The organism is Campylobacter concisus, from assembly GCF_002913865.1.
Classification (GTDB): domain Bacteria; phylum Campylobacterota; class Campylobacteria; order Campylobacterales; family Campylobacteraceae; genus Campylobacter_A; species Campylobacter_A concisus_AM.
In genome coordinates, this window is record NZ_POYX01000076.1 from 1 (window position 1) to 11,222 (window position 11,222).

Annotated in this window: 12 protein-coding genes; 2 read left to right on the plus strand and 10 right to left on the minus strand. The window is 40.0% G+C overall.

What is annotated here, in order from left to right; translation table 11 throughout:
• The first annotated feature begins 43 nt into the window (after positions 1–43).
• Positions 44–1,225, plus strand: coding sequence for a Cj0814 family flagellar-dependent secreted protein (locus tag CYP77_RS04955; RefSeq protein ID WP_103565708.1), 1,182 nt, complete (start codon positions 44–46; stop codon positions 1,223–1,225).
• Between the two features lie 12 nt (positions 1,226–1,237).
• Positions 1,238–2,026, plus strand: coding sequence for a cell surface protein (locus CYP77_RS04960; RefSeq protein WP_103565705.1), 789 nt, complete (start codon positions 1,238–1,240; stop codon positions 2,024–2,026).
• 35 nt (positions 2,027–2,061) lie between these two features.
• On the opposite strand, the gene CYP77_RS04965 is transcribed toward CYP77_RS04960, so the two are convergent.
• The 10 genes from CYP77_RS04965 to CYP77_RS05010 form a co-directional block, all read right to left on the minus strand.
• Complete coding sequence (locus CYP77_RS04965) at positions 2,062–3,105, minus strand: Cj0814 family flagellar-dependent secreted protein (RefSeq protein ID WP_103565703.1); 1,044 nt, start codon at positions 3,103–3,105, stop codon at positions 2,062–2,064.
• A gap of 109 nt (positions 3,106–3,214) precedes the next feature.
• A complete protein-coding gene (locus CYP77_RS04970) occupies positions 3,215–3,757 on the minus strand; it encodes a tetratricopeptide repeat protein (RefSeq protein ID WP_103565701.1) in 543 nt (180 codons plus the stop codon).
• A 110-nt stretch (positions 3,758–3,867) separates the two neighbouring features.
• Positions 3,868–4,506 carry a YggS family pyridoxal phosphate-dependent enzyme gene (locus CYP77_RS04975; RefSeq protein ID WP_103565698.1) on the minus strand — a complete coding sequence of 213 codons (639 nt, stop codon included), beginning with the start codon at positions 4,504–4,506 and terminating at the stop codon, positions 3,868–3,870.
• A complete protein-coding gene (gene rseP, locus CYP77_RS04980; RefSeq protein ID WP_103565695.1) occupies positions 4,503–5,612 on the minus strand; it encodes an RIP metalloprotease RseP in 1,110 nt (369 codons plus the stop codon). The genes CYP77_RS04975 and rseP overlap by 4 nt, the downstream gene beginning before the upstream one ends.
• 76 nt (positions 5,613–5,688) lie before the next feature.
• Positions 5,689–6,585 (minus strand): hypothetical protein, encoded by an 897-nt coding sequence (locus CYP77_RS04985; RefSeq protein WP_103565693.1) that lies wholly within the window; start codon positions 6,583–6,585, stop codon positions 5,689–5,691.
• 2 nt (positions 6,586–6,587) lie between these two features.
• Positions 6,588–7,133: a CDP-diacylglycerol--glycerol-3-phosphate 3-phosphatidyltransferase gene (gene pgsA / locus CYP77_RS04990; RefSeq protein WP_103565691.1), complete on the minus strand. Its 546-nt coding sequence runs from the start codon at positions 7,131–7,133 to the stop codon at positions 6,588–6,590.
• A gap of 34 nt (positions 7,134–7,167) precedes the next feature.
• The gene (locus tag CYP77_RS04995; RefSeq protein WP_103565688.1) at positions 7,168–7,956 is read right to left on the minus strand and encodes an enoyl-ACP reductase; all 789 of its coding nucleotides are present in this window, start codon (positions 7,954–7,956) and stop codon (positions 7,168–7,170) included.
• Positions 7,956–8,825, minus strand: a complete 870-nt coding sequence (gene dapA / locus CYP77_RS05000) for a 4-hydroxy-tetrahydrodipicolinate synthase (protein WP_410002949.1) — start codon at positions 8,823–8,825, stop codon at positions 7,956–7,958. The genes CYP77_RS04995 and dapA overlap by 1 nt, the downstream gene beginning before the upstream one ends.
• Positions 8,826–8,851: 26 nt before the next feature.
• Positions 8,852–10,093, minus strand: a complete 1,242-nt coding sequence (locus tag CYP77_RS05005) for a M16 family metallopeptidase (RefSeq protein ID WP_103565684.1) — start codon at positions 10,091–10,093, stop codon at positions 8,852–8,854.
• Between the two features lie 11 nt (positions 10,094–10,104).
• Positions 10,105–11,178 (minus strand): quinone-dependent dihydroorotate dehydrogenase, encoded by a 1,074-nt coding sequence (locus tag CYP77_RS05010; RefSeq protein WP_103565681.1) that lies wholly within the window; start codon positions 11,176–11,178, stop codon positions 10,105–10,107.
• Positions 11,179–11,222 lie beyond the last annotated feature (44 nt).

Here is an 11,222-nt window from a genome sequence, read left to right on the forward strand (position 1 = left end):
AAGACGATATCTTTGGTGTGAGTTAAAGCTAAAAGGATCTAAGATGATAAACGCACTTGGTAGCTACCCCTTGAATTTAGAGCAGAACATAAAGGTATCAACCAAAGCTTCTACCAACCAAACCAGCTCAGAAGTTTTAGGCTACAAGGTAGATAAGGATGGCTACTTTACAGATGAGTTTAACAAGCAAGCTGGCATTCCAAGTGATTATAAAATTCACTCAAGCACGCTGGAGTCGTTAGTCAGGATAGAGACGCAGTCTGACTATATGCAAAGGACTTTTGATAGCATCGATATACTAAAAACTGTAAATAATGCCTATAAAATTCTCTCCCAAGTAGTTGGCGAAGACACACTAAACTCAAAAGATAGCTTTAGCTTAGATGAGATAAGAAATTTCCCTCAAGGCTTTTCTTATAACCGCCAAAGTATGCAAGTAACCAAAATCCATAACTCCATTCATGAATTTGGCTCGGCTGCGGCTGATTTTAACGGCAAAGAGTCAAATAAGCAGATGATAAGCACGCTTTTTTTCAACCTAAGCTTTAAAGGAGGAGACGGCAGACAGCCACTAAAGCCAACAACAGATATCTTTAACAACAACAATGGCGGCAAGGAGAGTGTGGGAAGTGGTGTATTTATGGATCCGCATGGAGAGAAATACACTAATAAAGATGGCTCAATAACTAAAGGCGGTCTCATAGCAGCCGTCATAAACAACAACCTTGATGTAAGAGAGGGCGAGACAACAGCACAAGGCAAAAGAGAAGGCTATGATAAGAGCATAGATAGTAAAGAATTTAATAGAGCTTTTGAGCTGTTTGAACTTATGGGCGAGATGAAATTTGGACCTGGCTTTATAAATGCTACTGATAATGACATAGCTGGCATGCCTAAATATATGCAAGACTACATCAGATCTAAAAGAGACTTTGTCTATATCGACTTAGAAAGTGGCTTTGTCAGCACTCCTGAAGATAGACGTAGGGGATATGAAGAAGACGAGCTCTCATTTAAAAAGATGATGGAGCGTAATCTAAAAATGCTAAAGCTACTCTTTGGTGAGATAGACAAAGATGGTAAAAAGAGCAAAGACTTTATGGATAGCTTTTTGAAATTTAGCATGCCACCTTTAAATTTAGTAAAAGAGCTAAATGAAAACCCAGCTGGAAAATACCTGGTAGATATGCTTGGTATAAAAAGAGATGTTGATATAAAGGCGTAAGGGGGAGTTTAAATGATAACTAGTATAAACGGACTTAGCAATACACCGATACAAGATAATACTATCCAAAAAGAAAATGTAAAAATGTCAAAGGAGCAAGAAAAGGCTCTAATTGATTCATATATGCAAAATTTAATAATTGATAATGTTGAAAAATACATCAAAGAAGACAGAAGTAGTGAAAACTGGATAACAGAAACCATAAAAAAGATAGACAGTATGCTCTCCGAAAAGTATAGCTATACCATTGATGAAAGGCGAGCTTTATTATCAAAATATCCAGAAAACTTAGAGGAATTCGAAATCAATGTATTACAATCTCACATGGACTGGTTGCTTTCTAACTCAGTAGATGGCAAGCCAACAATATCTGGACTGATGGTTGGTATCGGCACAAAAGAAGAAGAGGCTGAGCTAGAAGATTTTATGAACTCGTTTCCTGAAGATACAATGATGAGTAATGATGGCGCTAGATTGTTTGCTAGAGCAGATCTAAGCATAGAAGAGTTTAAGAAGCTTTATAGAGAAGATGTAGAAAAAACCACAAAAGAGCATAAAGAATTTCTAGCCAAGCTACACAAAGAAGAACAAGAATACAATGCAAATTTTGCCAAAGAGCAAAGTGAGAAGAAATTTAAACCTATGCAGGTTAAGAAGAAGTATGAGACCTATGATATAAACAAGGATCAAAAATTTATCTATGCAAGAGAGCTTTTAAATTTTAAAGAAAAAAGAGGCATAGACGTCTTAGAGCTTATGCAAAAGATAGATAAGAAGCAAATTTTAAATAAGATGGCTTAACTGGTTAAAGACAGCCACCTTTTAAATTTATCTATTTAAACTTTTGTCTCGTTTTGAAGCTTTGTGGCATGAGCTAGCACACTATCTACTATTTCGCTCGCACTTTTGCCATCTTTTGAAGTGAGTAAATTTCTCTTTAGTAGCTCTTCTAAGATAAATTTGATCATCTTCTCATTTTTCAAAAGCCTTGAGAGAGGCACTACATCATCAGCCAAGCTTTGCTCGTTCATTAGCTTTGAGTAAGAGCTTGCTTCCACACTAAGCTTCGTCTCGCCACTATCACTAGCGATAGGACTAAAGCTCTTTAAAAATCCCACAAACACACCAGCCTTGCTATAAGCATTATCTGCTTGATATACCGACATGTCAGGGTTAAATGTATATTCATCACTGGCTTTTGCATCAAGATGCTCTTTGCTAAAATTTAGCTCATAGACCTCGTGGCTTACTCCAAAACCCCTAAGCTCATCTCTAACGCTCTTTGCATCATTAACTTGATCAAAAGTTTTATATACATTTGTAACAGATATCAGGCTCACATCTTTTAAGAAATTTGCATTTTTGCCAAAGGTTTTTTGGTTGGTATCCAAGCTAAAGCCCTTTGGTAAATTTGCTAGATCAGCTTCGCCATATCTACCTTTTTCATCGCTCACAATGCTTTTAAAAAGTTTATAGTAGTGCTTTGTAGTATCAGCTACGTCTATCTTTTCAAAGGCAGCCTTGCTTCTATCTTGCGTAAAGAGATATGTTTTGTTGTTGTATCTAACTATCTCATCAAGCGTGCTTTTGTGGATTTTAAAGTCCTGTGGCAAGCCTGCTGCTTTGTTAAAGTCAGCTCCCATAAAGCCAGCCTTATCTACTGTGTAGCCATAAGCTTGAAGATCACTGAAATTTAAAGAGGTGAGGCTGTTTTGTGATGAAGAGATATAGTTAAATTTAGCAGGCTCTTGGCTTGGCTTACTACTTTCTTCTTTGGTTTTTTGGTTAAAAACATCACTAAAATTTGCAGATCTATTTTGCTTGTGTTGTTGCCTGGTATATGAATTTACATTTGTGCTTAAGATGCTAATACTATTCATAGCTTGACCTCCTAGCTTTCTTTTATAGTTTAAAGCAAAAGGCGTTCCAGCGGTTTGATATTAAAAGAGCATGGGGAGATGTGTGCTCCCCTGCACAAAAAAATGTTATTTATTTTTTATCGTCACCTACTTCTTCGCAAGCTACTTTATAGCGGTATTTGCACGCTAGCTCTAGGTAACTTTTTTGAGTGGCTGCATCGTTTTTCTCGCCGTAAAAGTCAGCTAGTTTATAGCAAGCAAGACCAAATCTTTGCTCGCATGATTTTGCAAATAGCTCATTTGCTTTGCCTTGCATTTTTGGGTCATCTTCGTAGTATTCGCCAAGTTCAAAGCAAGCTTTTGGCGTGCCAAGATCGCATGATTTGGTTAGTGATTTTACGATCGTTTCATTATCTTTTTTTGAGTTGATTGATTTTGAGTTTAGTAAAACCGCAAGTCTGTAACAACCCCTTTTATCGCCTAGATCGCAAGCTTTTTGATAGTACATGACACCTTTGTTGATATCTCTTCTAGCATATGTTTTGCCAAGCTTTAAACACCAAACGGCTTCATTATTTGCGCATTTTTGCTCGATCCTAGCTATCTTTTCAGCTCTACCGCAACCCGAGATGAACAAGATCGCAACAGCCATTAGGATAAAATTTTTAAACACATTTACTCCTTTATTGTTAAAAATTTATTTAACTGCATTATAAAATCATATAACTTAGATTAAAATTTAAAAAGGAGCAGAAAGGTAAATTTGCCCCAAAAGGGACAAATTTATAGATATAGCATTGTCCCAAGGCGAACCATATTTGAGCCGCATTTTATCGCTAGTTCGAAGTCGCTACTCATGCCCATCGAGCAGATAGTTGCGCCTTTTGGTTTTAGGCTCTCATAAATTTTATATGTTAGCTCAAAGCTCTTTTGCACCTCTTTTGGCTCGTCCACATGCGCTCCGATACTCATCACGCCTTTTAAATTTATATTTTTGCACTCGCTTTGGATGCGCTCATAAATTTCAGCCGCATTTGCCACGCTCACACCTTGCTTTGTGTCTTCATCGGCCGAGTTTATCTGAAGTAGCGTATCTAGCTTGTAGCTAAGTCTTTTATCAACCTCTACGGCTCTTTCGAAGCTATCGCAGCTTTGCCAAAGCACTGGCTTTAGGCTTATCATTTGATTGATTTTATTGTTTTGCAGGCGGCCAATCATGTGCCATTTGATGCCAGCAAAATCTTGCAGCTCTAGCTCTTTTTTGGCTAGCTCTTGGACTCTGTTTTCGCCAAAATTTCTCTGCCCTTGTACGTAAAGCTCCCTTACTTCATTGCATGTCACATTTTTGCTAACGGCTATTAGTGTCACGTCTTTGCTTAAATTTTCGATCTTTTCAAGCAGCTCTTTTAAAACTATCATCATAAACCTCCGCTTAATCTCATAATGTCATTGAATGTCGCGAGCACCATGATGCCAAGCAGTAGCGCCCAGCCGCAGTAGGTGAGCACGACAAGCACCCGCTCATTGACCTCGCGCCTAAAAACTAGCTCATATAGGTTAAAAAGTATGTGGCCGCCATCAAGCGCAGGGATGGGGAATAAATTGAAAACGCCTAAATTCACAGAGATGAGCGCTGTGATGAGAAGCAACACGCTAACGCTGATCTGAGCGGCTTTTGAAGTGACATCGGCGATCTGCAAGATACCGCCGACCTCTTTTAGTGGCACGGCCCCGCTTACAAGCTTGGTAAAGCTTTTAAAGATGAGCTTTGAAGCCTCGATCGTCTCGCCAAAGGCAAATTTAAGGCTACCAAGACCTGTGTGATAAATTTTCACCACTTCGCCATTTGGAGAGATCCCGATCAATGGGCGCTGCACTTTTTCATTAAAAGGATTTATTGTCTCGCCTATCTTTGGTGTTAAATTTATAGTTAGTGACGAGCCGTTGCGGTCTATCAAAATGGTGCTTGGCTCGTGTTTTACATTTTTGCTGATCTCGTCCCACTCGGTTATTTTTATGCCATTTATCTCTAAAATTTTATCGTTTATTGCTATGCCAGCGCTCGCGGCTGCCGAGTTTTCTGCTATATGGCCGACACTTGGTGCAAGCCTCTCAACGCCGATAAATCCAAGTAAAATGTATATAAAAAACGCCAAGATAAAGTTAAAAAATGGCCCTGCAAAGAGGATGTAGATACGCTTTAGCGGGCTTAGCACGTTGTAGCTGTCCGCGTCGTAGTTTTTGGCCTTTGGATCGGTGTCGTCTTGCCCTTTTAGCTCCACATATCCGCCAATTGGGATAGCCCTTAGGCAGTAGTCGGTGCCACCAATGTTTTTGGTGTAAATTTTCTCATCAAAGCCGATGCTAAAGGTATTTACTTTGACGCCAAGCGATCTTGCTGCTAAAAAGTGGCCAAGCTCGTGAAAAAATATGAGAAAACTAATGGCTAAAACGGTCACTAAAAAATAAAACGAATACGCATAAAGCCCAAGGCAAAGCAGGGCTAGCGTGAAGAGAATGCCTTTCAAAACTTACCTTTTTTTGAAAAAATTGTTGAGATTTTAGCCAAAGTTTATAAATTTACTCTCAAATTTGGCTTGCCATTTAGGCGAAAATTTCCTTTAGCCAAGAGAGTATTTTGGCTCTATTTAGCCCTTTGCTGACGCTAAAATAACTTTTATCTTTATCATCTAGGTCAAATTTCAGATCAAAACGTGACTTTATTTGATCAACAAATGGCTTTAAATTTAAAATATCAGGGCAGGGCAAAATATCTTTTGGCAGCTCTTGCAAAAAGCTCATGCCATCATCGTTAAAATTTATTCTAGCCCTTGGTACAGCGTCGTTTCTAAGCTCTATCTCAAATGTGTGATCATACACAAATGGTGCAAAAAGGCGAATTTCTAAGTGAAATTTGCTAGCTAGCTCCTCATCGCTTAAGCCTTGATTGCTAAACCAGTAGCCAAAATTTACAGCATTTAGCGAGATGTCAAAATCATAAGGATCAACAGGGCTTACACCGATACGACGTAAAAGCTCATATATAGGTAATTTTGCTTGCAAGCCATCATAATAGTCATAAAGCTTGGCAAGCAGCGGGTGTGTGCGGCCAGCTCTCTCTTGCAAGCGTAAAATTTCAAAGATGTATCTATGGGCAAACGAGCGGTGCGATACCGAGCGAGTGGTCTGCGTGCTTAGATAGTCTAAAATTTCAGGACTTTTTGAAAAGCTCATCGCACTCCAAATGCCACGCAAAGTCTCTACGTCGTTATCAAACGTATCAAATTTATCTGCATGGGTTTTGTCGTATTCTAAAGCGCAGCTTAGTAAAAATTCATTTAGCTCGGGGCTTATCACGCTGCCGATCTTTTCTAAATTTTTAGCATTATGATAAAAAGATGTATTGATGATCTTTTGATTTAGTTTTTTGGCTTGTTTTTGCAGCGCTGGCTCTAAATTTGCAGTGCGTTTTAGAATAATCTCTTGCAGGTCACAGCTCAAATTTAACTCTTTTTCATCGCTTTTACGTAGGCAAAAATGTACTCAAACCCAGAATAAAGCGTGAGCGCAACAGCGATCCAGAGCAAAAGCTCGCCACCAGGCCAGCTCATCAGTAAAAATCCAACCGCAAACATCTGCGAGACGGTTTTTACCTTGCCAGCCATCGAAGCTGCAACTTCAACGCCGTCACTTGCCATCACGACACGAAAGCCAGTTATAAAAAACTCTCTTACCAAGATAAGATAAACAGCCCAAGCGCTCGCTCTGCCAAGCATCATAAGGCCTAAAAATGCAGCTAAGATCAGCATCTTATCAGCTAGCGGGTCGAGGATCGTGCCAAGCTTGGTTTTTTGATCCCAACACCTCGCGATGTAGCCGTCAAAAAAGTCAGTCACCGAGGCGATCACAAAGATAAGAGCTGCGAAGTAGTTTATCCAGCTTATATGAATTTGTGTAAAGATGCTAGGCGCGTTTACAATCATAAAAAACATAAGCGGAGCTAGCAGTATCCTAAAAAATGCTAACGCATTTGGTAAATTTAAACTCACAAATATGCCTTTTTGCCTGTAAATTTCAAATTTCTCATTTAAATGTCGTGCCGCCGTCTATCACAAATGTATGCCCAGTCACCCAGCTAGCCTTAGACGAGCATAAAAATAGACACGCTCCAGCTAGATCAGTCGGCTGTCCCATGCGGTTTAGAGGGCTAAGCTTTGCCGTCATATCGCGCACCTCTTCGTAGTTTGTAAAGGCTCTTAGTGCGTCTGTCTCGATAGGGCCGCCACTTACGACATTGACACGGATGTTTTTCTCGCCAAGCTCGGTAGCAGCATATCTCGCCATCGCCTCAACGGCCGCTTTTGCTGTGCCGTGGCCTGCGTAGTTTTCTATATAGACTAAATTTCCAGTTGAGCTTAGGCTGATGATGCTTCCGCCACCCACTTTTTCCATGCGTTTTGCGGCTTCTTGCGTGCCTACGACAAAGGCATTTACGGTTGCTGTAAAAATATTGTTTATACCTCTTGGTTTTAGCTTCATAAATTTAGTGTATCCGCCAGCTACTGCGCGGCCTGAGATGATAGCGTTTGAGATGAAAAAATCAACCCTGTCAAAGTCCTCATCTATCTTTAAAAATAGCTCCTTATAAGTCTCTGGCTCAAGGATGTTTAGCGCGTAGGCTCTAGCTTTTATCTTGTAAGTAGCCTCAAGCTCTTTTGCCTGCTCTTTGGCAAGCTCCTCGTTTGAGTTATAGGTAAATGCTATATTTACGCCAGCTTTTGCAAATTCTTCGACTATGGCTCTGCCGATGCCTCTAGTGCCGCCACTGATGACTAGCGTTTTACCTTTAAATTCGTTTAGTGTGTCCTTCATTAAAATCCCTTTATTTCGTAATTTTTAATAACTTCTTCTATCTTTTTGAAATTTTCTTTGCTCGGTTTGCAAAGTGGCAAGCGGTACTCCAAAGTGTCGATCAGTCCAGCTAGATACATCGCCGCTTTGATCGGTATCGGGTTGCTTTCGCAAAAGAGCGTTTTATTGATCGTGTAGAGGTTGTCATTTATCAGTTTTGCTTTTTTATACTCTTCGCTCATCGCAAGGTGCGTAAGCTGTGAAATTTGATCTGGTAAGAGGTTTGCAGTGACTGAGATGACGCCCTTTCCGCCATTTGAGAGGATAGGGTAGTTTATAGCATCTTCGCCGCTAATGACTACCAAATCAGGCTCGTGAGCTAGTAGATCGACGCATCTATCGATACTTCCTGTCGCCTCTTTGATGCCATAAATATTTTTACAATCTTTAAAAAGTCTAAAAACGGTCGCTGGCAAGATATCTACGCCAACTCTGCCTGGGACGTTGTAAAGAAGTACTGGAATTTCTATGCTATTTGCTATGGCCTTGTAGTGCTCGTAAAGCCCCTCTTGAGTTGGTTTGTTGTAGTAAGGAGCGACTGATAGGATGCCGTGAGCGCCGTGAGCTTGGGCAAATTTAGCGATACCTATGGCCTCGTGAGTGGCGTTGCTGCCAGCCCCAGCGAGCACCTTGACGTTTGTGCCTTTACATGCATCTACTGCTATCTCGATGCAAATTCTGTGCTCATCATGCGTTAGAGTCGCGCTCTCGCCAGTAGTTCCTACTGGTACAACGACGTCTATGCCGTGTTTTATCTGTCTTTTTATCAGTTTTTCAAAACTGGCTTCGTCTAATTTTTGATTTTTAAATGGCGTAACTAGTGCTGTCATCGCACCTTGAAGCGAATTTTTCACGTCTATTCCTTTTTTAAGATTATTGTCGTGCTAGTTTTTTCGTTGAAATATCTATTTGCTATCTCTTTTAAAAGCTTGGCATCTATATTATCTATATTTTTTTCAAGCTCGTAAAGTGGCTTTATATCGCCTCTAGCAAGGTATGAGCCGTATAAATTTGCCACCTTGCTCGCGCTCTCAAATGAGTAGATAAAATCAGTTTTTATCAAATTTTTAACTCTTAAAACATCCTCTTTGTCGATTGTTTTTTTCTTTAGATCATCTATGATCTTTAAAATTTCGGTTTCAACCGCGCTCGCTTCGACGTCTGGGTTGCAAACTGCTAAAAATATAAATAAATTTTCATCAACGCAGCTCATATTGTAAGCATAAATTTGATTTACAAGCATGAGCTCATCGACAAGGTGCTGCTGCAAAATGGAGCTTTTGCCAGTGGCTAAATATTCGCTTATCGCATTTAGCCCCACTTGATCAGCATGCCTAAAGTCTGGGATCTTATAAGCGATAGCTAGCATTTGCGTTTGGCTATCTTTGTAGATGATAGCCCTTCTTGCGCCGTCTTGCTCAGGCTCTTTGCAGTGCAGTTTTGGTATAGCTCTTTTGTTTTTTACGCTGCTAAAGTTTTTCTTAGCTAACTTAAATGCCTCGTCCTTGCCGATGTCGCCACTTATCATCAAAATGGCGTTCTTTGGCTGATAGTATGTAGCGTGAAATTCTTTTATATCAGCGATCTTCCAGTTTTCGATATCTTTTATGAAGCCTATTGGCGTCCAGTGGTATGGGTGGTAGATAAATGCGTGGTTGTAGAGCCTAAAGTAGAGGTATCCCATTGGGTTGTTGTCTGTTCGCCACCTGCGCTCTTCATGCACCACCTCGCGCTCTGGCTGAAATTCTTTATCTTTTAGGCTTAAATTTTTCATAAGCTCGGCAAAAAGACCAAGCGTTTTGTCTAAATTTTCATTTGAGGCTTTTATAAAGTAGTGAGTGTAGTCAAAGCCAGTGCTTGCGTTATTTACGCCGCCAAAGCCCTTTACGATCTCATCAAATTCCCCAGCTCGTAAATTTTTGGTTGATTTGAAATTTAGATGCTCTAGCATGTGAGCGATGCCGCTTTTGCCCATCACTTCGTTTCTGGAGCCAACTTTATAAAAGACATCGACGCTTATCACTTTTGAGCCAGGATTTACTGGCACGTGATAAATTTCAAGTCCATTTTCTAGTTTAAATTTATTAAATTTTATCAATCTCTTGCCCTCTATTTTTTAACATTTGCGCCGACTGCTTCGCTGATAGAGGCAAAGCCATCTCTTTTTAAAAGCTCTAAAATTTCTAAATTTATATCCCTTGCGATCATCGGCCCTTTAAAGATAAAGCTTGTAAAAATTTGAACTAAATTTGCTCCCATTTTTATGCGCTCATAAGCCTCTGCGCCGCTATCTATGCCGCCACACGCGATAAGCGTCGTCTTGCCATAAAGCTCATCAGCCACGGCTTTAAAGATATCTTTTGACTTTTTGGCGATCACCTTGCCGCTTAGTCCGCCAAAATCCTTTAAATTTGACGAGTGAGAGAGTGAATAATCAACGCTTGTATTTGAAACAAGCACGCCACTAGCGCCGTTTTCTACCGCGCAGCTACAAAGCTTGATCGCATCTTCGTGGCTCATATCAGGAGCAATTTTAAAGATGATCGGCTTTTTAGTAAGTGGCAAAATGACGCTAAAAAGCTCTTTTATGAAGCTCTCATCTTGAAGCGCTCTTAAATTTGGCGTGTTTGGCGATGAGACGTTTATGACAAACGTGTCGCAAATTTCACTAAATTCTCTTACTAAAATTTCATAGTCTTTTATCGCATCTTCGTTTGGCGTAACCTTGTTTTTACCGATGTTTGCCCAGATTGGTATGGTGAAAGGATATATTTTTTTAACTCTATTTTTGATAGCCTCACAGCCTTCGTTGTTAAAGCCCATCGCATTTTGGATGCTCTCTTCGTCTATGAGCCTAAAAAGCCTTGGTTTTGCGTTGCCAGGTTGTGGTTTTGGTGTAAATGTGCCAAATTCTAAATGTCCAAAACCAAGAGCCGTTAGCGCCTCAAACATCGTGGCGTTTTTATCAAAGCCACCAGCTATGCCAACTGGGTTGTGATAGGTGCTTGAGAATAAATTTTGTTTTAGCGCGTTGTCATCGACCACGCATTTGTTTGCTAAAAAGCTTAGCGAGCCAGGGAAGATTTTATTTGCCCCAACCATCGCTACTTCAGCGATCTTGTGGGCAGTTTCAGGATCAAATTTGAAAAATATAGATTTTAAAGTATTGTAGTTTAAGCTCATTTTAACCTCTTTAAAATGCCTAAAATTTCTGCAAATCTTAGCAA